Origin of the sequence: Amycolatopsis sulphurea (genome assembly GCF_002564045.1) — a bacterium.
Classification (GTDB): Bacteria; Actinomycetota; Actinomycetes; order Mycobacteriales; family Pseudonocardiaceae; genus Amycolatopsis; species Amycolatopsis sulphurea.
Genome location: NZ_PDJK01000002.1, coordinates 3,502,405 through 3,524,036 on the forward strand (window position 1 = coordinate 3,502,405; position 21,632 = coordinate 3,524,036).

Genomic DNA, 21,632 nt, shown 5'->3' on the forward strand with positions numbered 1-21,632 from the left:
CTAGCCGCCCGCCATCGCGCCGACGATCAGGAACGGTTCCGCGCCGCTGGTCACCGGGGCGGGGAGCGGCTCGTCGGGGGAATCGTGGGACAGGTCGGTCTCGCAGGCGAAGAAGCGGACGTACGCGCGCCGCTTGCCGGTGGCGGTGTCGCGGACGGTGCCGCGCAGCATCGGGTAGCGCTGTTCGAGTGCGTCGATCAAGGTGCGTTGCGTCGGCAGATCACCGGCGGCCAGCTCGATCTCGCCGTCCACCTTCGCCAGGCGACGCAGGTGGGTGGGCAGCTTGACACGGACGGTGGTCATCGCAACGTCTGTACTTCGACCGAGTACACGGGTGGCAGGTCGCGCACGATCGGCGCCCAGTGCTCGCCGGAATCGGCTGAGGCGTACACCTGGCCGCCGGTGGTGCCGAAGTAGATTCCGGCGTCGTCGAGGGAATCGACGGCCATCGCGTCCCGCAGGACGTTCACGTAGCAGTCGCGCTGCGGCAGGCCGTCCGTGAGCGCCTCCCACTCGTCACCACCGGAGCGGCTGCGGTACACGCGCAGCTTCCCCTCCGGCGGGTAGTGCTCCGAATCGCTGTGGATCGGCACCACGTAGATCGTTTCCGGTTCGTGCGGGTGCACCGCGATCGGGAAACCGAAGTCGCTCGGCAGGTCGCCGCTGATCTCCCGCCACGAATCACCCGCGTCGTCCGAGCGCATCACGTCCCAGTGCTTCTGCATGAACAGCACCTCCGGCCGGGCCGGATGCTGGGCGATCCGGTGCACGCAGTGGCCGACCTCCGCCTCCGGGTCCGGGATGCCCGCGGAACGCAGGCCGCGGTTGATCGGCCGCCACGACTGCCCGTGATCGTCGCTGCGGAACGCCCCGGCGGCGGAGATCGCGGTGAAGATCCGCGCCGGATCGCGCGGGTCGAGGATGATCGTGTGCAGGCACAGCCCGCCCGCGCCGGGCTGCCAGCCGGGACCGGAGGTGTGCTTGCGCAGCGCGGTCAGCTCCTGCCAGCTGGCGCCCCCGTCGGTGCTGCGGTAGAGCGCGGCGTCTTGCGCACCCGCGTACACCGTGTCCGGGTCCGAAGGTGAGGGCTCCAGATGCCAGATCCGGGTGAACTCCCACGGCTTGGGCGTGCCGTCATACCAGAGGTGCTCGCCGGCACCGCCCTCGTAACCGAAATCGTGGTCGACCTGGTGCCAGGTCCGGCCGCCGTCGTCGGAACGCTGGACGAGCTGCCCGAACCACGAGGTGGACTGCGAGGCGTACAGCCGGTCGGGATCGGCCGGCGAGCCCGCCACGTGGTAGACCTCCCACCCGCCGAAATGCGGGCCGTCGACCTGCCATTCGGCACGTTCGCCGTCCGAGGTGAGGATGAACGCGCCCTTGCGCGTGCCGACCAGAACCCGCACTCCGGACATCGCCACTCCCTGCCTTCGACCTCGCTGCTACCGAAAACCCACTGCTGACGAAAAGCCACTGGTACCGAAAACCCACTGTCACAGAAACCTGCGTCACCGAAACGCAACGTCACCGAGCCTGACGTCACCGAAACCCGACGCCGCCGAAACCTAACGCCACCGGTCGCCGGGCGCTTCTCCGTTCTTGCGCTCCCGCCGAGGCCAGCGGTGGCAGCGCCACCAGCACCGGCGGGGTCCACGCCGGTGCGACGTCCAGCGCGATTTCGTGCCACTGCGGCAAAGCAGGGCCTGGCCGGATCCGCACCGGCGCCGCGTACGCGCCGACGACCGGCACCGAAGGCAGCAGCTGCTCACGCGGGTCGCCTCTGGCGGGCAACGCGCAGGCCAGCAGCCGGTAGCCACCCGGTGGCACTCCGCTGAGCAGGAATTCCAGCCGTTCATCAAGCAGCGAGCCGCTCACCGGGATGCCGCGCGCCGCATGCCGTGGGAACAGTCCGACGTAGACGGCCGGTGCCCGGTCGAGCACGGCGGACGCGGCCGGGCTCAGCCGGACCCGCCCGGCGACCATCCCACCGTCCGGAACCGGTCCCGGGACCCCGACCGGCCGCGGCGGGTGGTCGTCGAGCAGCTCGGGCAGCAGCCGGAACTGCTGCGGGCAAACGCCGACGGCCGCGGTGAACCGGGTGGTGAAGGTGCCCGGGGCGCTGAACCCGACCGCGTTGCACACGTCCACGACCTTCTCCCCGGTGTCCAGCAGGAGCTGCTTGGCCAGCTGGAACCGTTGCGCGGCAAGGAATTCACCGGGTGGCAGGCCCACCTGCCGGGTGAACGCGCGGGCCAGGTGGAACGGGCTGTAGCCCACGTGATCGGCCACGTCACCGAGCCGTACCGGCGCGGCGGGGTCCGCAGCGAGGAACCTCGCCGCCTCGAGTACCGCTTCCCGCATCGCACACCTCCTCGCCGGACGTCCGTCCAGCGTAGGCGGGCACCCCGACAATTTCCGAAAATGCGGCGCTGACCTGGGGTTAAGTGGTGCGCTGCAAGGGAGTTTCCCGAGTCAGGTGCGACAGTTTCTCCGGGTTGCGCACGGCGTACAGACCGGAGATGAGACCGTCGTCGATACGCAGCGCGAGTACCGTGTCGATCTCGCCGTCGAAGCTGAGCACCAAAGCAGGGTGGCCGTTGACTTCCGCCGGCTGCAGTGTGGCCGCGGTGAGCCGTCGGAGACCTGCGGACAGCACGCGGGAAACGCGCTCAGCGCCCACGATCGGGTGGAGCACAGCCTGTTTGACTCCGCCACCGTCGCCGAGGAAGACGACGTCCGGTGCCAGCAGATCGAACAGGCCTTGCAGATCGCCGGTTTCGGTGGCTCGCTGGAACGCGGCGAGTGCGTCGCGAGTCTCGGTGGCGGAGACCGCGCCTCGCGGACGGCGCTCGGAGACGTGTACTCGCGCGCGGTGCGCGATTTGCCGTACCGCGGCCGGGGTTTTGCCGACGGCTTCGGCGATCTCGTCGTAGCCGAGGTCGAAAACCTCGCGCAGCACGAACACTGCCCGCTCGGTCGGCGCGAGTGTTTCCAGCACGAGCAGCATCGCCATCGACACGCTGTCGGCCAACTCGACGTCGTCGGCGACATCAGGCGTTGTCAGTAGTGGCTCGGGCAGCCATGTGCCGACGTACGACTCCTTTCGCCGCCCCAGCGTGCGTAACCGGCCGAGAGCCTGCCGGGTGGTGATCTGCACGAGGTACGCGCGCTGGTCCCGTACCGCGGCGAGGTCGACGCCGACCCAGCGCAGCCACGTCTCCTGCAGTACGTCCTCGGCGTCCACCGCGGACCCGAGCATCTCGTACGCGACGGTGAAGAGCAGATTGCGGTGCGCCAGGAAAGCTTCGGTGGCGGGGTGGTCTTCGGGCGGCGTGACCATACGCGACTCCTGTCCCTATTGGCACTGTCGTCTCCTAGATGCCGCTACCCGTGAATTTGTGACAGCGGTGTGGGTCACACTCCGACACTGTCACACGGTCCGGCCGACCGGCATCTCATGGGCATCCAGCCGCACACGAGAGATGAGGGCGACATCATGGACGTTCGGTTCAACCTGATGGGCAACGAGCTGGCCTTGAAGTTCGGGAAACGCTTCGCCAACGCCGCGTTCGCGCTCAAGGAGTCCTCGCTTCCGCTGTCCACGCAGGAACTGGTCGCGTTGCGCACCAGCCAGATCAACGGCTGCGGGTTCTGCGTCGACATGCACACCAAGGACGCCGCTGCGGCCGGCGAGAGCCAGCTTCGGCTGAACATGGTCGCGGCGTGGCGCGAAGCGAATGTGTTCACCGAAGCCGAACGCGCCGCGCTCGCGTTCGCTGAGGAGGCCGCCCGGCTCGCCGACGCCCACCACGGTGTCTCCGACGAAACTTGGGCACGGATGCGCGAGCACTACACCGACGACGAGCTGGCCGTGCTGATCTGCTCGGTCGCGATGACCAACGCGGCCAACCGGATGAACGTGATCGCGCGGACCCCGGCCGGTTCCTGCCAACCGGGCCAGCTCGCCGAACTCACCCACTAGCCACGCTGTCCTGCACCGTCGGGTGAGAAGCATGTCGGGCAAGGTGCTGATCGCGATCGAAGATCGTGGTCCGGACTGCCCGAACCCGGGACTGGAGACCGCCGCGCGGGTGGATTCGATCCGGTCTTGGATCCAGCGGCAGCTCGATTCCTGACGCGTCGCACAATGTCGGTGGCCGCGCCCGCGGTCACCGACCGATGCGGAGGCGTGGATGACTGCCCGAGTGCTGCTGCCCTGGCCGGACCTGGCCGTACCGCCCGAGCTGACCACCGCGGTCTGGGACGGCCGCGGAACCCCGCCGGACGCACTGGAGCAGGTCGAGTTCTACGTGCTCCCCTACGATTCGGGGACCCGGCCGTTCGACCTGTTCGGAAAGCTGCCGTCGCTGCGCGCGGTGCAGTCGCTGTCCGCCGGCTACGACCAGCTGCTCCCACTGCTGCCGGACGGGGTGCGGCTGGCCAACGGCCGCGGCCTGCACGACCTCAGCGTCGCCGAGCACGCGCTCACACTCGTACTGTCCGCGCAACGGCTCTTCCCGCGCTGGTTCGCCCAGCAGCAGAAGCGAACCTGGGACCGGGCGCACACGCGTTCGCTGGCCGACACCAGGGTGCTGCTTGTCGGCTACGGCTCGATCGGCCGCGCGATCGAGCGCTACCTGCTCGCCGGAGAGGCCGAGGTGGTGCCGGTCGCCAGCACCGCGCGCCCCGGCGTGCACGGCGTCGCGGAGCTGCCCGAGCTGCTGCCCACTGTGGACATCGTGCTGCTGGTCCTGCCGGACACTCCGCAGACGATCGGGCTGATCGGCGCCGCCGAGCTGGCCGCGTTGCCGGACGGGGCGCTGGTGGTGAACGTGGGCCGGGGCACGGCGGTGGACACCGCGGCGCTGACCGCCGAAGTGGCCGCCGGCCGGTTGCGTGCCGCGCTCGACGTGACCGACCCGGAGCCGCTGCCCGCCGATCATCCACTGTGGACTCTGGACGGGGCGATCATCACCCCGCACATCGCCGGAGGCTCGGATTCCTTCTATCCACGGGCGAAACGGCTTACCGAACGGCAGCTCCGCCGGTTCGCCGCGGGCGAGGAACTGGAGAACCTGGTCCGCTGACCCGGCTCAGCGCAGTACCCCGGCCCGCATGGCGAGCGCGACCATCCGGGCGCGGTCGCCGGAACCGAGCCGCCGGCCGATACGGGACAGATGCGATTTGACGGTGAGCGCGGAGAGCGAGAGCTGCTCGCCGATCTCCTTGTTGGACTGGCCGTCCGCCGCGAGCTGGAGTACTTCGATCTCGCGGGCGGACAGCTCGTGCGGGGCACCGTCGGCGCCGATCACGACGGTGCCTTTCGAGCGGGCCGCTCCCAGCGGCACCGTGGCGGTGAGCAGGTACGCCTGCGCGCCGGCCTGGAACGCGGCGTGCACCTCCGGTGCGTCACCGTTGGCGGCGAGCACGACCACGCGCGGCCAGCCACAGCCGCGCAGTTCGGCGATGAGCGCGGTGCCGCTGCTCTCCCGCATCCCGAGATCGACGATGGCCAGGTCACGTGGTTCGGCCGCGTACGCCCGTGCCATGGCCATCGTGGTGGCCTGCCGGACCTCGGTCGCGCCCATCCGGGTCAGCTGCACGGTGACGGCTTCGCGAATATTCGGCCGATTTCCGATGACCAGTACCGAAAACCGGTCCTCCCGCGGCCGGGGCGGCCCGCCCGGCCCGGCCGCGGCGCGGGGTGTGCCGGCGCGCAGGTCCGGGAGCAGATCGGAGAGCCGCTGCAGTCGCGGACGACCGGCGTCCTCGAAGGTCGGCGACATGGTGCGCACTCCCTTCACCCGTTCGGGTGCTCTGCTGGTGACCACTTGTCACGGGTCACACTATCGGGCTAATCGGCTTGACGGGACAGATTCGCGAAACCGGTTTTCGCCGCCCTGGCGAACGGGTCCCTCCGCTGGTGGATTGCCGCCCCGCCGGTTACCCGTTTGGTCACTCGAAGGTTGGACAAAAGTGCAGTCGGAGGACCACGCTCGGTGGTCATGTGAGCTGTGTGTATGCTCCGAAATTGCATGATCGGGTGTATCTGATCACCCGATTTGGTGGCCGTTGTGATCGGGGAGCTGGACTCTCACACGGCCCGTCTTTTCGTGTGTTTTCGAGGTTCGGGACTGGATGGGAGAGAACATGCACAACAGGTCGGGCTTGGTGCGCGGCGGGCTCGCGGTGGTGTCCGCGGCCGTGGCGCTCCTGGTGACCTCGCCCGCGGCCGGTGCGGAAACCGCGCAGGCCCAGAGCGGCGCGGCTACCGGCACTGTGGTCCGGGGCGGGCAGATCGGGTACAACGTCAACATCGGCGCCCCGGGCGGTACCGGAACGACGTTGTTCAATCTGAAGCTGGCCGACGGCGGCCTGCTGAAGATGTACTGCGTACAGGTCGAGGTCTCCACGAAGAGCGGCGACGAGGTCGTGGAGCACTCCTGGGGTGACTACCCGGACCCGAAGTCGCCGTTCCGCAAGAACAACGACAAGGTCAACTGGGTGCTGCAGCACGGTTACCCGACGACCACAGAGGACAACCTGGCCAAGGCCGTCGAGGATGGCGGCGTCCAGCTGCACGGCGGGCTGTCGGCCATCGAGGCACTCACCGCGACGCAGGCCGCGGTCTGGCACTTCAGTGATGCCAAGGATCTCGACGCCGAGAACCCTCTGGTGGACGGCCCGGCCGACGACGCGGCGGACGTGCTGGCCGTCTACCGATACCTGACCGGCAAGGGCAACACCGGGATCGGCGAGCAGCCGAAGCCGGCGCTGACCCTCACCCCGGCCAAGGCCAACGGTGCGGCGGGCGACAAGATCGGCCCGTTCACCCTTTCCACCACCGGGCAGATCACCGACCTGACCACCAAGCTGCCCGAGGGTGTCACGCTCGTCGACGCGGACGGCAAAGCGGTCAAGACCGGTGACCTCAAGGACGGCAGCAAGCTCTACCTGCAGGTCGGCAAGGACGCGAAGCCCGGTTCCGCGGAACTGGCCGTGAAGGCCGCCGGCCGCATCCAGACCGGCCGGCTGTTCGTGGCCAAGGACTACGACCGGCACCCGACCCAGTCGCTGATCGTCGCGCAGACGCAGAAGAGCACGGTCGAGGCCAAGGCGAGCGGCAGCTGGACCGAGGCCCCCGTCACGGTGACCACCACCCCGGTCGTGCCGACCAGCGAGGTCCCCGCGGGCGGCGGTGGCGGCCAGACGCCGCTGGCCAACACCGGCGTCAACGCCGCGTGGCCGATCGGCATCGGCGCCGCACTGGTGATCGTGGGTGGCGGCATGCTGCTGCTGGTGCGTCGCCGCCGGAGCAACGCCTGATCCACTGACGTTCCCCGAGCGGGGGCCAGTCCATTGTGGACCGGCCCCCGTTCCGGCGTCTCCCCCCGGAATAAGGGCTGTGAAGGGGTCCTTCACAGACTCAGAGTCCGTGAAGGACCCCTTCACGGACCTCTACACCGACTTTGCCGACACCTTGGACGCACAGGCTGTGAAGGGACCCTTCACGGCCTGTGCGGGAAGGCGGGGCCTAGGGTCGGGAGCGGGAGGCGAGCCCGGGTCGGGCGTGGGAGGGAGCCCGGCCGGGCGGGAGACGGGAGCCTTGTGGCGAGGAGCCGGGCGGGCTCAGTTCACGCAGGTCACGCCGCCGGCGGTGATCGGCGGCGGGGCCGGTGCGGGAGAGGGGGTCTGCGCGGGAGCGAGGTAGGCGGCCGGGTGCACCCCGTTGTCGCCGCCTTCGTAGTCCTTGCCGAGGTAGGCGCGGAAGTGGTTCTCCGCCAGTGAATTGTCGCTGGCGACCGGCATCCCGCCGAGCGTCTGCGCGATCTTCGCGGCCGTGGTGCGCTGACCATGTCCATAGTAGACGATCGACGACTTGCGCGAGCTTCCGTTGGCCACCGTGCCGCGGCCGTATCCCGCCGCGCTCAGCTTGTTCTCGGCGTGTGCGGCGAGACCGTCGACGCCCGAGGAATTGCTTACGTCGACCACATAGGACGACGGCGAAGAGTCGCTCGGCGGTATGGCCGAAGTGGACGGTGCACCGGACGTGGCGCTCGGCGCGCCGCCGGTCTGCCGGCGGATGAAGGCCTGGATCTGTGCGGGATCCACCTGTACCGCGTCACCGTCGGACGGGGTCTTCAGCGAGATGCTCACCACCGGCACGGTGACGAAGTGGATATTGCCCGCGCTCATCCCGTGCAACTGCTGGGCGAAACCGAGGATGTCCCAGTTCGCGTCGACCACCACGGCCTTCTTCACCGCGTCGATGAGGTCGTTCAGCTTGCCCGGGTTGGCGAGGGTGCCCGCGGACAGGATGGTCTTCGCCATGCTGGCCATGAACACCTGCTGCCGCTTGATCCGGTCGAGATCGCCGCCCGGCAGCCCGTGCCGCTGCCGGACGAACTGCAGCGCCTGCGCACCGGCCACGGTCTGGTTGCCCGCGGGGAAGTCCGCGCCCGAGTACGAGTCCTTCACGGCCTTCACCAGACACACCGAAATACCGCCGACGGCCTGGCTCACGTAGTAGAACCCGGCCAGGTTGACCGCCGCGTAATGCGTGATCGTCAGCCCGGTCAGCTGCTGCACGGTGTCGATCGCGGTCTTCGCGCCCGCCTGTGCCGAGTCGGTTTCCAGCTGCGCGCCGGATTCACCCTTGGCGGCGAGGGTCTTCTTCGCGTCGGTCTGGCCGTAGGTGTAGGCCGAGTTGATCTTGTGCTTGCCGAAGCCGCCGGGCACCTGCACGTAGGAGTCGCGCGGGATGGAGATGGCGGTGGCCTGCCCGCCGCCGGCCGGGATGTGCACCACGATCATCGTGTCCGTGGTGTCGCCACCGTCGGCGGAGCCACCGGCGTGCAGCTGGTTGAGCACGTCCGCGGGCAGCGGGTTGCCCTGTGCATCGGTACGCGTGTCGAGCCCGACCATCAGGATGTTCTGCTCGTCCAGCGGGGAGGTGTCCCCGCCGAGCACGTCCGCCCGGGTCAGTCCGTCGGTCAGCTGGTGCAGCGTCGACCAGGCGTAGCCGGTGCCGCCCAGTACCAGCAGGGAGATCGCGACGAGTACCACTTGCGCCGCGCGCAACGGGCCGGAGGTCGGGTTGCGCCGCATGGGTGCTCCTCATTCCTGCCACGCCGGGCGGCGTGCTTCGTCCGGAGGTCGAAGGTTCACGGTAGCGCTCGGCTCACCCGGCCGAGTTACCCCCTGCTCCGGCGGGCCGCTTCGGGAGCCGGGTCTGCCCGGATCGACCGGCTGTGCCGCTGCTCGCCGCCGGTGGCATGCCGGGGGCGCACCGAATTCTACATGGGTGTAGTTTTACTACAAGCATGTAGTAGTCGAGAGGGATGCTGCCGATGGACCGCGTGGTGATCGTGTCCGCCCGGATCGGGGCCGGGCACGACGGTGCTGCCCGTGAACTCGATCGCCGGTTCGCCGCGCGCGGGGCGGAGGTGGTGCGGGCGGACTTCCTCGATCTGCTGCCCGGCAGGCTCGGCGCGCTGCTGTGCGAGACCTACCACCGGCAGCTCAAGACCGTGCCGCGCAGCTGGGATTGGCTGCTGGGCGCGCTGGGTACGCCGACGCTGGCCGGTGCGTCCCGCCGGTTCGCCGGCCTGGCCACCCCGGCGCTGCGTGAGGTATTGGGCGACAGCACGGATCTCGTCGTGTCGACATATCCGCTCGGGACCCACGCGGCCGCCCGGCTGGCGCGCACGGAACGCGGCTGCGCGCCCTTGGTCACCTACCTGACCGATCCGTCGGTGCACCGGCTGTGTGTGAGCCCGATGGCGAAGCTGACCGTGGCCCCCAACGAGATCGCCGCCCGGCAGGCCCGGAGCCTCGGTGCCGGACGAGTGCTGGTCTCGAGCCCGCTCGTCTCGCCCGCGTTCCGGCCGGGTGCGGGCCCGGCGAGCCGGCTGCTGCTGCGCCGCCGGCTCGGCCTGCCCCGGGATCGCGCGCTGGCGCTGGTCGTCGCGGGCTCCTGGGGTGTCGGCCAGATCGGCCAGACCGCGGCTGATCTGGTGGGCACCGGGCTGGTCGAGCCGGTCGTGGTGTGCGGCCGCAACGAGGTGCTGGCCCGGCGGCTGCACCAGGCCGGGCACCGGTACGTGTTCGGCTGGGTCGACGAGATGGCCGACCTGATGCGTGCCTGCGACGTGGTGGTGCAGAACGCGGGCGGCCTGACCACCTCCGAGGCGCTCGCCACCGGGCTGCCGGTGCTGACCTACCGTTGCCTGCCCGGACACGGGCGGGCCAACGCCGCGGTGCTGCACGACGACGGCACGGTGCCCTGGGTACGTTCACCCCGCGAGCTGGCCGGTGCGCTCGACTGGGTGCTGCGCCCGGTTGAGGCGGCCGGATGATCGGCGCGCACGCGGCTCCGGCAGTGCTGTTCGTGCCCGCGATCCGGGCGGTGCTGGCACCCGCGCTGTCCGGCCGTGGCGATCCGGGGCACGTGGCGCTCACCTTCGACGACGGCCCGAATCCGCAGTCCACGCCGAAGTTTCTCCAGGTGCTCGCGGACCTCGACGTCCGGGCGACGTTCTTCATGCTCGGCAGCGAGCTGGCCCGGTCACCATGCCTGGGACGGGAAATCGCCGCAGCCGGCCACGAGATCGCGGTGCACGGCTGGGCGCACCGGTGCTTTCTCCGCCTCCACTCCGCGGTGCTGCACGACGAGCTGGCCCGGACGGTGGATCTGATTCAGCAGGTGACCGGCACCCGGCCACGCTGGCTGCGCGCGCCGTACGGGGTGTTCAGCGCCGGCTCGCTGGTCTCCGCGCGGAAACTGGGGCTCCAGCCAATTCTGTGGACCACGTGGGGTTTCGACTGGACACGCCGGGCCACGGCACGCTCGGTCGTGCACACGGTCTGCCGGAAGCTCGACGGCGGCGGCACGATCCTGCTGCACGATTCCGATGTCGCGGCCGCACCCGGGGCGTGGCGGTCAGCTCTCGGCGCACTCCCGGTCCTGGTGTCCGAGTGCCGTGCTCGTGGTCTGGAGCTGGGTCCCTTGGCTGGGCACGGCCTTGGCGACACAGGCGGCCTGCGCGGTCTCGATCCCGGAGTGCAGATCGGTCGCCGCGTCGAGGGTGCTGGTCGCCGACCAGGCGCAGGCGCCGAGCACCACGGCGACCGCGATGGTGCCCAGTGAGCGTCGCCGAGAGCCCGGTTCCGGTGTGGTCAGCAGGGCACGCACGCGTTGCGGGACCGGACCACCGGTCGCGGCAAGGGCGGGCGACGGCCGGCGAACTCCGGCCAGGGCAGCCTTCGCCACCGCGGTCGCGACGAGCTTGCGATCGCCGACGTGTTCGGCGGCGGCCTCGTCCGCCCAGCGTTCCAGCGCGAACCGGGCCGCCGAACCGAGCGGGCGCAACAGGGGATTGAGCGCTGTCGCGATGGTGACGGCGCCGGCGAAAAGGTGGTGACGCAAGCGCAGGTGCGCGCGTTCGTGGGCTAGCAGCGCGCACCTCTCACCCGGCGCCAGCGCCGCGAGCATGCCGCTGGACACGGCGATCCGGCCGCCACCGCCGGGCACCGCGAAGGCCACCGGCTCCGCACCGGGCAGCAGCACCACGCCTGCCTCGCGCGTATGCGTGTTCAGCTCGGCGTGCACTTCCCGGTGCCAGCGCCGGTAGCGGACCGCAGTGCGCAGAAATGCGGCCACGACACCGCTCAAGATCACCGCGGAACCGGTCGCCAGCGGCAGGCCGACCTCGTCCGCGCCGTGGAAGGCGACCGCGGAGAAGTCGCCCAGCCGGCCGATCACGGGCAGCTGCGCGAGCCCGGCCGCGGCGAGCACGGCCAGCGTCAGCGTGCTGCCCGCCGCGAGCACCAGCGCACAGCTGGTGAGCAGCCAGCTGCCGAGCCGCGGGGACAGCCGGGGCGCGACCCAGCGTGCCACCGGCCAGGAGGCCAGCGGTAGCAGTAGCGGTACCAGCAGGTCCGGCCCCACGTTTCAGCCGCCGTTCTCGGCCAGCAAATCGCGCAGTACCCGCTCGTCGGAAGCGGAAAGATGGGACACGAAGCGCGCGAGCACGCTCGGCCGATCCGCTTCGCTGTCGAGCACCTTGGTCATCCGGCGCGCGGCCAGGCCCGGCTCGTCATCCGCCGCGCGATAGGTGAACGAGCGGCCCTGCTTCTCCCGGGTCGCGACGCCTTTCTCGTACAGCCGCGAAAGAATGGTGACCACCGTGGTGTAGGCCAGCCCGCCGCCAAGCCGCTCCTGCACGCCGGCCGCCGACACCGGCTCGGCGGACTCCCACAGCACCGCCAGCACTTCGGCTTCCAGCTCGCCGGGTGCCCGCCGGGTGCCGCCGTCCTGTTCCTTCCGCATGCTTCCAAATCTACACGGTTGTCGTAGCCGGGTGAATATCTACTACACTTGCGTAGAATTTCTACTGACATGTAGTTGACGGAGGTGGGGAATGGGCGGCCTGCTCGATCCGCAGTCGCTGCTGGCGACCTTCGGTCCGATCGGGGTGTTCGTGGTGCTGTTCGCCGAGACCGGGCTGCTCATCGGGTTCTTCCTGCCGGGGGACTCGCTGCTGTTCACCGCGGGGGTGCTGGCCGCGTCCGGCAAGGTGCACCTGTCGCTGCTCGCGGTGATCGCGTGCGCGGCCGCGGGTGCGCTGCTCGGCGCGCAGACCGGGTTCGTACTCGGCAAACGGGGCGGCAGCGCACTGCTGGCCCGGGTGCGGAACCGGCATCTGCACCAGGGCGTCACGCGTGGATCGGCGATGCTGACCCGATACGGACTGGGCAAGGCGGTGGTACTGGCTCGGTTCATCCCGGTGGTGCGCACCGTGCTGAACCCGTTGGCAGGGGTGGCCGGGATGCCGGCCGCGCGGTTCGCGTTGTGGCAGGTGCTCGGCGGTCTCTTGTGGACAGCCGGGGTGCCGTTGGCCGGTTACGCGCTGGGTTCGTCAGTGCCGAACATCGATACGTACCTGCTGCCGATCATCGCCGTCGTGGTGCTGGTCTCACTCAGCCCCCTGGTGCTGGAGATCGTCCGCGCGCGCGGGAGCCGGGTCCGATGATCGACGCCGGGATCTACCGAAACGTAACGGATTTCGCCTGGGCGCAGCATTGGCTCTCCGGGCTGGGGATCGCGGTCGCCGAGTACGGGGTTTTCCTCGTGGTACCGGTGATTCTCGCGTTGTTGTGGCGAGCCCGGCATCATGGCGCGGACATGCTGGCCGTCGCGGTGTGGGTGCCGTTGTCGATGGCGTTGGCGTTCGTGGCCGACACGGCGCTCAAGTCGCTGTTCGCTGAGGTGCGGCCATGCCGGGTCGTCGCCGGGGTGCACACTCTGCTGCCGTGCGATCCGCCGGCGGATTACGCGTTTCCCAGCAACCACACGGTGCTCGTGGCCGCTTTTGCGGCGGCGATGTTCCTGGTCAACCGGCGCTGGGGTAGGTGGGCGGCTGTCTTCGCCGTGGTGATCGGGATTTCGCGGGTGTACGTGGGCGCGCACTATCCGCACGACGTGCTGGCCGGTCTCGTGGTCGGTGGCGTGATCGGCCTGCTTGGGACGTTCGCCCGCGCCCCGCTGGCGAAGTTGCTGGAACGGACGGTGCCCGCCCTCGTTCGTGGTTAGGCCGCCCCGGGGAGAAGAGAGGCGGCGACCTGACCGGCGCACTGGTCACCGGGGCCTCGCGCGGGATCGGGCGGGCGATCGCGGAGCGGCTGGCCGCGGACGGGCGGCCGGTCGCGGTGAACTACCGCACCGACGAGGATTCCGCACGAGCCGTGGTGGACAAGATCCGCGCGGACGGTGGGCGGGCCAGGGCCTCGGCAAAGTTGGCCGAGGGGCCCGTGATCAGCAGAGAGAGCCGTGGCTGCCCGACCGGTTTCGGGTCCGTGAAGGGGCCCTTCACGGACTCAGAGTCCGTGAAGGGCCCCTTCGCAGCCCTCCGCAGCTGCGCAGGGCCCTCCACACCGACTTTGCCGACACCCTGGTGGGCGGGCGGTCGCACTGCGTGCCGACGTCACCGACGACGACGAGCTGCGCGGGCTTTTCGATTGCCGCACGCTGGGTCACCGGCCAGGCTCTGCGCGCGGGTGGCGGCCAGTTCTGACCTTCGGCGCAGCGGGCGCTCCGGCATCCGGTGTGACATCCGCCAAGATTTTCTTGGACGACCGTCAAGGCTCCCTTCGCAGGTTAGACTTCCGGACGTGACCGTGGCGAAGGAGCGTATTTCCCGCCGCGCCGTGGACAAGTTCGCCCTGCGGCGGGAACAGCTGGCCGAGTCCGCCCTGCAAGCGCTGGCGGAGCTGGGCTACGCCCGCACGAGCCTGCGGGAGATCGCGCAGAAGTCCGATTTCTCGCACGGGGTGCTGCACTACTACTTCGAGGACAAGGTCGAGCTGCTCACCTACGCGGTGCGCAAGTTCGAAGAGACCTGCGTGACCCGCTACGACGACGTGGTGGCCGAGGCCGGCTCGGCCGAGGAGCTCAAGCGCGGCTTCGGCGCGGCCATGGCCGGCACGCTGCGTTCGGACTCGGCGATGCACCGGCTGTGGTACGACCTGCGCAACCAGAGCCTGTTCGAGGAGTCGTTCCGCGCCGATGTGCTCGACATCGACGCGCAGCGCCAGGACATGGTGTGGCGGGTGGTCCAGCGCTACGCCGAGTTCACCGGCGAGCCGCCACGGGTGTCCCCGGCGCTCGCGTACGCCGCCTTCGACGGCCTGTTCCAGCGCGCGCTGCTGCACCTTCTGGCCGGTCAGGACGAGGCCGCAGACGCGCTGGCAGCCGACGCCGAGGATCTGCTGACCCGGCTCGGCTGACGTCCCCCGCGCGAGTGGCGGCGAACGGTGCCGCCTGCCGTCCGCGGTTACGATGCCCGCGACGGCCGGTGCGGCAGGAGGTTGCGGACGCGTGAGTGCGGAGGCGGCGGAATCCCAAGGCGTGCTCGGCCCGCTCACCCGGGCGGCGGTCTTCCTCGTGGTCCGGGTGGACGCGGGGGCCGAGCAAATCGCGAAAGACCTGCTGGCGGACCTGCCCGGACTGCAGCGCACGGTCGGCTTCCGTTCCCTGGATGGCGGATTGACCTGCGTCGCCGGAGTCTCCTCGGCGGCGTGGGACCGGATCTACGGCGTCCCGCGCCCGGCGGAACTCCACGAGCTGCCGGTGTTCGACGGTGACCGGCACACCAGCGTGACCACCCAGGCCGATCTGCTCTTCCACCTCCGGGCGGGCCGGATGGACCTGTGCTTCGAGCTGGAGACACTGATTATGGACCGCCTGCGCGGTGCGGTCACGGTCGTCGACGAGGTGTCCGGCTTCCGCTACTTCGACGCACGTGACCTGCTCGGTTTCGTGGACGGCACGGAGAACCCGACCGGCGCGTCGGCCGCGCGGGCGGTGCTGGTCGACGACGACGGGCCGTTCGACGGCGGCAGCTACGTGGTGGTGCAGAAGTATCTGCACGACCTGGCCGCGTGGAACGCGCTGTCCACCGAAGAGCAGGAGCTGGTGATCGGCAGGCGCAAACTGTCCGATGTGGAGCTTCCGGACGCGGACAAGCCCGCCGACTCGCACCTCGCGCTCACCGTGATCGCCGACGAGGACGGCAACGAGCTGGCGATCCTGCGCGACAACATGCCGTTCGGGCGGCCCGCGCACGACGAGTTCGGCACCTACTTCATCGGCTACGCCAAGAGCCCGTCGGTGATCGAGCGGATGCTGGAGAACATGTTCGTCGGCTCGCCGCCGGGCAACCACGACCGCATCCTGGACTTCTCCACCCCGCGCACCGGTGCGCTGTTCTACGTCCCCACCGCGGATTTCCTGGAGGATCCGCCTGCGCCGCCCCAGCCGGTGCAGGACTCCCCGGACACCGCGACGGCAGACCCGTCGTCGCTGGGCATCGGCAGTCTGCGAAGGAGCGCTCGGTCATGAACAATCTGCATCGCGAACTCGCCCCGATCTCGGCCGCCGCCTGGGCGGATCTGGAGGAGGAGGCCACCCGCACGTTCCGGGAGTCGGCCGCGGCCCGGCGGGTGGTCGACGTGGTGGTGGCCGGGGACCCGGCGCTCGCCGCGATCGGCACCGGGCATCGGGAACCGGTGTCCGGCCCGGTCGCCGGGGTGTCCGCGAGCCTGCGCACCGCGCAGCGGATCGTCGAGCTGCGGGTGCCGTTCACGGTGTCCCGGGAGGCGGTCGACTCGGTGGAGCAGGGTGCCGAGGACGCGGACTGGCAGCCGGTCAAGGACGCCGCGCAACAGATCGCGCACGTCGAGGACCGCATCGTCGTCGACGGCTTCGCCGAGGCGGGGATCAGCGGTATCCGGGCGGCTTCTTCGCTGGCTCCCGTCGCCCTGCCCGCGGAAGCCGGCGCCTATCCGAAAGCGATTGGCGACGCGCTCGCGAAGCTGCGTGACGCAGGGGTCGCCGGGCCGTACGCCGTGATGCTCAGTGACGAGGCGCACACTGCGGCCATCGAGGCCGCCGACTACGGCTACCCGGTGCTGGAGCACCTGCGGCAGATCGTGGACGGGGACCTCGTGCGCACCGCCGCGATCGGGGGCGCCTGCGTGCTCTCCACCAGGGGCGGGGACTACGAACTCCACTTCGGACAGGACCTGTCCATCGGCTACACCGGCCACGATTCGTCCACTGTGGAGCTCTACTTCCAGGAAACGCTCACCTTCCTGGTCAACACCGCCGAGGCCGGGGTCGGGCTGACCGCCTGAGCCGCGACGCCCAGCGGCCGCCACGGCGCCGTCCGGCCGTGCCATGATCGGATCGGCGGGGGAGTACGGACAGCAGGGAGCGGGTATGGCCGGCCGGGGCGCCGAAACGGAGCTCAACAGCGGGATCCTGCCCGGGAACGTGCGGGCGGACGACTGGGTGCTGTTCGTGCTCGCGCTGGGTTCGATCGGGCTGCTGGGCTACACGCTGCTCGCCCCACCGCGGCCGCCCGAGGCCGCGAAGTGGATTTTCGTCGCGGATTGCGTGGTGTGCGGGATTTTCCTGCTGGAGCTGATCTGGCGGTGGCGCAAGAAGGGCTGGCGGCCCGCCTTCCTGGCCCGCACCTGGTACGAGGTGTTCGCGATGATCCCGGTCGCGCACCCGGCGTTCACCGTGCACCACCACGTGCTCGCGGTGATCCTGCTGGTGGTGCGGCTGGCCCGGGCGGCCGACCGCGCGGTCGGTGAGCAATTCACCTTTCGGCTCGTGGACAAGCTTTCCGAGCCGATCGTGCAGGCGATCAAGAAACCGGTCACCATCGCCGTGCTCGACGAGGTGGTCAAGGTGCTCGAGACCGGGAACTACCCGGAGAACCTGGCGAAATCCCTCAGCGAGAACAAGGATGAGCTGCGGGCCATCATCACCGAGAAGCTGGCCGCCGACCCGCAGCTGGGCAAGCTGCGCCGGTTGCCGTTCCACGACGAGATCGTGCGCACCGTCGTGGACACTTCGTTCCGGGTGCTCCTGGAAGTGCTGCTGGACCCGCGGATCGACGACTTCTTCTCCTCGGTCGTGCGGGACAACCGGGAGCAGATCCGCCGGGCGGTCTCGCTGGGGCTGAACGAGGTGGCCGATTCCCCGGACGAACTGCTGCTGCGCACCCGTACCCAGCGCGCCGCGGCCATGGAGTACGACAAGCGCCATCCGGCGGACTGAATGTTCCGATGTGGACAGTCGAGACCACGGTACGCCGTCGCGTGCTGACGCTGCGTGGCAATTCTCGGCGGTGAACCGGGAAAAACCGGCTGGAGTAGGCTTGCCCGCACTCGTTCCGTTGCTGCACAAGGGTTGTGTTCGCAGAAGTACGAGGTGTGCCGGGCGCTCGCCGGGCACACTGGTACGGGCCGGGAGCTTCAGTCGCGGGTTTGGAGTCGTGGGCGTGGTGGATAGCGGGCAGCAGACACAGCGGTGCCGTCGGCAGGACTGCACGGAGCCGCCGTTGTGGCGGGGGTTGTGCTCGGTGCATTGGAACCGCTGGCAGAGCGGCGCCGACGCGCTGGAGCTGCCTGACGACGACGTGCCACCGCCACCCGCCCGGGTCTGGTGGCCGCCGGCGCGTCCGCACGACGAACCACTGAGCAGCCGGGCCCGGCCCCGCTCCTGAACGACCGGTCACCGCAGCGGTACCGGGTCACCAGCCGGTGACCCGGTGTGTCCGTGTGTCTGTGTTTCCGGGGTGCGCCGGCTACCCGGCGAGGATCCGCTGCAGCCGGGCGCGCGCCATCCGGTACAGCAGCTCGCCGACCTCGTCCGGCACGATCCGGCCGTCGAGATCGGCCCGGGTCGCCCGGACCACCGCCTCGATCGCCGAAGCCGGCAGCCGGCCGGTGAACTCGCCGGTCAGCCATACAGAGACGTCGTCCGCCGGGGTGCGCACGTTCATCGGGGTGCTCCAGTCCGCTCGCGGGCCGTTCGGGGTGGCCCTACACCGGTCCGACGCGCCGGTCGGGCGGTCATGACGCGAAAGCCGGGACTCTTCCCGCGCGGGTCGCCTTACCGTGCTCGCCGTGGGTGCGAACAGGGGCGGGACTGCGGCGGCTCGCTGAGGGGCGGTCTCCACGCCCGAACTCTACCGGCGCAATCCGCCGGGACTTCCGGCAGCCATGGCCGCCAGCCAGACGCGGGCGGCGTTCGATCGCGTTGAGTGACGCGCGATACCGATCTGCCCGGAACAGGGTCGTGCCGACTGCGGCCGCCGCGCGAATGCGGCGATGTGGTCAGTCTGGTCACGGAATACGGCGACGATCATGCGGTACTTGTCGGACTGTCGTTCTTGTACTACGGATCTGTGCATTCCTTGTGCGGTGCATGGAATTGCTCACGATCGAATCTGGTAAAGCGTTGGCGCGGATTCGATCCGAGTCATCCGAACGGTGGGCCGTACCCAGGGTCCCGGCAAAGTTGGTCGAGGACCGTGATCAGCAGAGAGCCGTGGCTTCCGCGTCATCATCGACGACACCTGCCATCTTCGTCGATCACACCCGGCAGCGGGCGAAGCGGAGGTCTTCGAGATGCGCGACCACCTCGTTGTGCGCCAGCCCTGTCTCGGGTCTCGGGTCTGTGAAGGGGCCCTTCACGGACTCAGAGTCCGTGAAGGGCCCCTTCACAGACCTTCACGGACCTCCGCAGTCTGCGCAGGGCCCCTCACACCGACTTTGCCGACATCCTGGGGCCGTACCGGCCGGCCAAGTGACTGTCCTCAAAGGACAGTAGGTGTCGGCGCGCGGCCGATCGACTGTCGCCCCGGCCAAGGTGGCCGCTGCGGCGCGGGTGTCGCCCCGGCCAAGGTGGCCGCGGCGGCGCGGGTGTCGCCCCGGCGGGGAACCACGCCATCACCCCGGCCTGGACCGGCCCTGAGGGCATACCCTTGCTGTTGATCAAGTTTGCTGGACGCTCCCGGCATGTCGTGCTACTACTCGTAAAGATCTTTTCACCGTCCAGGCCGTGCCAGGGGAGGTGCCCGCCGTGCCGATCGAGGCCTGTCCGTATCCGTTCCCGGAGGCAGGGCAGCTGGAGCCGGCACCGGAGTACGGGCGGTTCCGCCGAGGGGAGGGACTCGGCAGGCTCCAAATGCCCTATGGCGGTGCGGCATGGCTGGCGACCCGCCTGGCCGACGTCAAGTTCGTCTTGGCCGATCAGCGGTTCAGCCGGGCCGCGGCGCGGGACAATGACATGCCGCGCACGGTGCCGTTGATCGAGCGCACACCGAATCTGCTCAATCTCGACCCGCCGGAGCACACCCGGGTGCGCCGGGTGGTCGCGCGAACTTTCACGATGCGCCGGATCGAGCTGGTGCGCCCCCGGATCCAGCATATGGTGGACGAGCTGGCCGGCCGAATGCCGGCACAGGGACCGCCCGCGGATCTGGTCGCGGATTTCGCGCGGCCGCCGGCGATCGCCACTATCAGCGAACTCCTCGGCGCGCCCGGGGACCAGCGCGCGCAATTCCACGAATGGCCGGACAAGGCCGGCGCGATCTCCGATGTGCCGATCGAGGAGATCATCGCCGCCCGCGGCAATCCGGAGGACTTCTTCGCCGACCTGGCGGCCCGGCGGCGGGTGACGCCGAGTGACGATCTGATCGGCCTCATCGTCTCGGCGCAGGAGGCCGAGGACCGGCGCTCCGACGAGGAACTGGTGCAGCTGGGCACCACCCTGCTGGCAGCGGGCCGCGAGACCACCGCCAACCAGCTCTGCGGTTACGTGTTCACCCTGCTGAACCGGCCGCGGCTGTGGCAGCGGTTGTGCGCCGAACCGGGGCTGGTGCCCAAGGCGGTGGAGGAACTGGCCCGGATCACCGCGCTGGGCGTGGTTACCTTTGGCCGGATCGTCAAGGAGGACGTCGAGGTCGGCGGCACGCTGGCCCGCGCGGGCGAGACCGTGGTCTGCCAGCTCGCCGCCGCCAACCGGGACGAGCCCGCGGATGAGGTGGACTTCGATCGCGAGCACAACCCGCACATCTCGTTCAGCCACGGGGTGCACCACTGCCTCGGCGCGCCACTGGCCAGGCTGGAGCCGCAGCTCGCGCTCGGCACCCTGCTGAGCCGGCTGCCCGGGCTGCGCCTCGCCGTCGCGGCGGGCGAGGTGCCGTTCAAGACCGGCCGGCTGCTGCGCGGGCCGAAATCGCTGCCGGTCATCTGGTGTGCACGGCAGCGATTCCGGATGCGTTCAGAGGCGATGGGAGAGCAGGAAATTCCGGATGATCGGGGTGGCGTTGATCAGGGTCGGGGTCTGCGAGTCCAGGTTCGGCTGCGTGCTCGGCCACACGTGCCCCGCTCCCTCGATCCGATAGCGCGCCAGCGAACAACCCGGCCACCACTCCTTGACGACTCCGCGTGTCGGCGAGACGGAGATCGGCCCGAACCGGCACTGGTCGCGGTCGACCCAGCCGGCCATCCAGTCCGGAATGGACGGCAGGCCCTTCTCCGGGTTGCCGTTGTAGGGAATGGTGGGATCCGCGGTGCCGTGGAAGTCGACCAGCGCCACCTTGCGCGACGGGTTGCACGGGCCGCCCTGCGGGTAGAAAGCACCGGAAACCGGGGCGAACGCGGCGATCCGGCTGGCCATCCGGCAGGCCAGCACGCCGGTGAAGCCGCCACCGTTGGACTTGCCGGTCGCGTAGATCCGCGACGGGTTCACACACAGCGTTCGCTGCAAGGAGGTGAGCAGATCGCTGGTGAACCGCACATCGTCCACATTGGCCGAGTACGGCGCACCGGTCCAGGCGGCCTCGCCGTCGGTGCCGGTCAGGCCCTGCGGGTAGACCGCGATCATGTCGCCACCGGAGAAACCGGACAGTTTCTCCTGCCACTCCGCGGTACGTTTGTGGCCGTGGAAGGAAAGCACCAGCGGGTACGAACGGTGCGGGTTGTACCGGGCGGGCACGTAGATCCGGTATTCCCGGCGCACCCCGCCGGAGGTCAGCTGCCCGACGGTGGTGGTTCCGGTGGCGCCAGGAGCGGAGCGCCCGCATCCGGTGGTCGGGACGGGGTGATCGACCACTCCGGACGGTGAAGCGGACGCGGTGGAGGTCAGCACTGCCCCGAAACCCAGTACCGCGGCACACAACGCGGCGAGTCGGTGGAAGCGTCTGGACATACGATTCTCCTTGAGCGGTGAATAAGCGCGACCATCGTCACATTGCGCTGGAGCGCCTCGC

21 protein-coding genes and 3 pseudogenes are annotated in these 21,632 nt (G+C 69.8%); 14 read left to right on the forward strand and 10 right to left on the reverse strand.

Features of this window, described 5'->3' with window-relative positions; genetic code table 11:
- The 4 genes from ATK36_RS22195 to ATK36_RS22210 form a co-directional block, all read right to left on the reverse strand.
- A complete protein-coding gene (locus ATK36_RS22195; protein ID WP_098513268.1) occupies positions 1-303 on the reverse strand; it encodes a MoaD/ThiS family protein in 303 nt (100 codons plus the stop codon).
- On the reverse strand, positions 300-1,415 hold the full coding sequence (locus tag ATK36_RS22200) for a WD40/YVTN/BNR-like repeat-containing protein (RefSeq protein WP_098513269.1): 1,116 nt from the start codon (positions 1,413-1,415) through the stop codon (positions 300-302). Before ATK36_RS22200 ends, ATK36_RS22195 begins: the two co-directional genes overlap by 4 nt.
- 124 nt (positions 1,416-1,539) lie before the next feature.
- Positions 1,540-2,361: a helix-turn-helix transcriptional regulator gene (locus ATK36_RS22205; protein WP_098513270.1), complete on the reverse strand. Its 822-nt coding sequence runs from the start codon at positions 2,359-2,361 to the stop codon at positions 1,540-1,542.
- Positions 2,362-2,440: 79 nt separating this feature from the next.
- Positions 2,441-3,340 carry an RNA polymerase sigma-70 factor gene (locus ATK36_RS22210; protein WP_098513271.1) on the reverse strand — a complete coding sequence of 300 codons (900 nt, stop codon included), beginning with the start codon at positions 3,338-3,340 and terminating at the stop codon, positions 2,441-2,443.
- Positions 3,341-3,496: 156 nt separating this feature from the next.
- Between ATK36_RS22210 and ATK36_RS22215 the strand changes: the two genes are divergently transcribed.
- The 3 genes from ATK36_RS22215 to ATK36_RS22220 are packed head-to-tail and all read left to right on the forward strand — an operon-like array spanning position 3,497 to position 5,087.
- On the forward strand, positions 3,497-3,982 hold the full coding sequence (locus tag ATK36_RS22215; protein ID WP_098515091.1) for a carboxymuconolactone decarboxylase family protein: 486 nt from the start codon (positions 3,497-3,499) through the stop codon (positions 3,980-3,982).
- Between the two features lie 31 nt (positions 3,983-4,013).
- On the forward strand, positions 4,014-4,136 hold the full coding sequence (locus tag ATK36_RS34255; RefSeq protein WP_281259079.1) for a hypothetical protein: 123 nt from the start codon (positions 4,014-4,016) through the stop codon (positions 4,134-4,136).
- Positions 4,137-4,193: 57 nt separating this feature from the next.
- A complete protein-coding gene (locus ATK36_RS22220; RefSeq protein WP_098513272.1) occupies positions 4,194-5,087 on the forward strand; it encodes a 2-hydroxyacid dehydrogenase in 894 nt (297 codons plus the stop codon).
- Positions 5,088-5,093: 6 nt separating this feature from the next.
- Here the strand turns inward: ATK36_RS22220 and ATK36_RS22225 are convergent, their stop codons facing one another.
- Positions 5,094-5,786 (reverse strand): response regulator transcription factor, encoded by a 693-nt coding sequence (locus ATK36_RS22225; RefSeq protein ID WP_098513273.1) that lies wholly within the window; start codon positions 5,784-5,786, stop codon positions 5,094-5,096.
- Between the two features lie 364 nt (positions 5,787-6,150).
- Here ATK36_RS22225 and ATK36_RS22230 point away from each other — a divergent pair, with 364 nt between their 5' ends.
- Entirely contained in the window at positions 6,151-7,326 is a 1,176-nt protein-coding gene (locus ATK36_RS22230) for a thioester domain-containing protein (RefSeq protein WP_098515092.1), read from the forward strand.
- 303 nt (positions 7,327-7,629) lie between these two features.
- On the opposite strand, the gene ATK36_RS22235 is transcribed toward ATK36_RS22230, so the two are convergent.
- Complete coding sequence (locus ATK36_RS22235) at positions 7,630-9,108, reverse strand: LCP family protein (protein WP_098513274.1); 1,479 nt, start codon at positions 9,106-9,108, stop codon at positions 7,630-7,632.
- A 242-nt stretch (positions 9,109-9,350) separates the two neighbouring features.
- Between ATK36_RS22235 and ATK36_RS22240 the strand changes: the two genes are divergently transcribed.
- A complete protein-coding gene (locus tag ATK36_RS22240; RefSeq protein ID WP_098515093.1) occupies positions 9,351-10,358 on the forward strand; it encodes a glycosyltransferase family protein in 1,008 nt (335 codons plus the stop codon).
- Positions 10,355-10,786: pseudogene (locus ATK36_RS33730) on the forward strand (polysaccharide deacetylase family protein); the annotation flags it as partial. The gene ATK36_RS22240 and the pseudogene ATK36_RS33730, both read left to right, overlap by 4 nt.
- A 156-nt stretch (positions 10,787-10,942) precedes the next feature.
- Here the strand turns inward: ATK36_RS33730 and ATK36_RS22250 are convergent.
- Positions 10,943-11,950, reverse strand: coding sequence for a M56 family metallopeptidase (locus tag ATK36_RS22250; RefSeq protein ID WP_211291931.1), 1,008 nt, complete (start codon positions 11,948-11,950; stop codon positions 10,943-10,945).
- A 3-nt stretch (positions 11,951-11,953) separates the two neighbouring features.
- Positions 11,954-12,331: a BlaI/MecI/CopY family transcriptional regulator gene (locus ATK36_RS22255; protein ID WP_098513276.1), complete on the reverse strand. Its 378-nt coding sequence runs from the start codon at positions 12,329-12,331 to the stop codon at positions 11,954-11,956.
- A 91-nt stretch (positions 12,332-12,422) separates the two neighbouring features.
- On the opposite strand from ATK36_RS22255, the gene ATK36_RS22260 reads away from it, so the two are divergent.
- From ATK36_RS22260 to ATK36_RS22290, 7 genes and pseudogenes are all read left to right on the forward strand, one after another.
- Positions 12,423-13,034, forward strand: a complete 612-nt coding sequence (locus ATK36_RS22260; protein ID WP_098513277.1) for a DedA family protein — start codon at positions 12,423-12,425, stop codon at positions 13,032-13,034.
- On the forward strand, positions 13,031-13,594 hold the full coding sequence (locus tag ATK36_RS22265) for a phosphatase PAP2 family protein (protein WP_098513278.1): 564 nt from the start codon (positions 13,031-13,033) through the stop codon (positions 13,592-13,594). Before ATK36_RS22260 ends, ATK36_RS22265 begins: the two co-directional genes overlap by 4 nt.
- A gap of 41 nt (positions 13,595-13,635) precedes the next feature.
- A pseudogene (locus ATK36_RS22270) lies at positions 13,636-13,773 on the forward strand (SDR family NAD(P)-dependent oxidoreductase); the annotation flags it as partial.
- Positions 13,774-14,172: 399 nt separating this feature from the next.
- Entirely contained in the window at positions 14,173-14,787 is a 615-nt protein-coding gene (locus ATK36_RS22275) for a TetR/AcrR family transcriptional regulator (RefSeq protein WP_098515094.1), read from the forward strand.
- 91 nt (positions 14,788-14,878) lie between these two features.
- Complete coding sequence (locus tag ATK36_RS22280; protein WP_245914988.1) at positions 14,879-15,901, forward strand: Dyp-type peroxidase; 1,023 nt, start codon at positions 14,879-14,881, stop codon at positions 15,899-15,901.
- Positions 15,898-16,695, forward strand: a complete 798-nt coding sequence (locus ATK36_RS22285; protein WP_098513280.1) for a family 1 encapsulin nanocompartment shell protein — start codon at positions 15,898-15,900, stop codon at positions 16,693-16,695. Before ATK36_RS22280 ends, ATK36_RS22285 begins: the two co-directional genes overlap by 4 nt.
- Positions 16,696-16,780: 85 nt before the next feature.
- Positions 16,781-17,629 (forward strand): ion transporter, encoded by an 849-nt coding sequence (locus ATK36_RS22290; RefSeq protein WP_098513281.1) that lies wholly within the window; start codon positions 16,781-16,783, stop codon positions 17,627-17,629.
- Between the two features lie 529 nt (positions 17,630-18,158).
- On the opposite strand, the gene ATK36_RS22300 is transcribed toward ATK36_RS22290, so the two are convergent.
- Positions 18,159-18,356, reverse strand: coding sequence for a hypothetical protein (locus ATK36_RS22300; RefSeq protein WP_098513283.1), 198 nt, complete (start codon positions 18,354-18,356; stop codon positions 18,159-18,161).
- A 1,454-nt stretch (positions 18,357-19,810) separates the two neighbouring features.
- On the opposite strand from ATK36_RS22300, the pseudogene ATK36_RS34775 reads away from it, so the two are divergent.
- Positions 19,811-20,461: pseudogene (locus ATK36_RS34775) on the forward strand (cytochrome P450); the annotation flags it as partial.
- Between the two features lie 180 nt (positions 20,462-20,641).
- Here ATK36_RS34775 and ATK36_RS22310 read toward each other — a convergent pair.
- Positions 20,642-21,571 (reverse strand): CE1 family esterase, encoded by a 930-nt coding sequence (locus tag ATK36_RS22310; protein ID WP_098515095.1) that lies wholly within the window; start codon positions 21,569-21,571, stop codon positions 20,642-20,644.
- Positions 21,572-21,632: the final 61 nt, after the last annotated feature.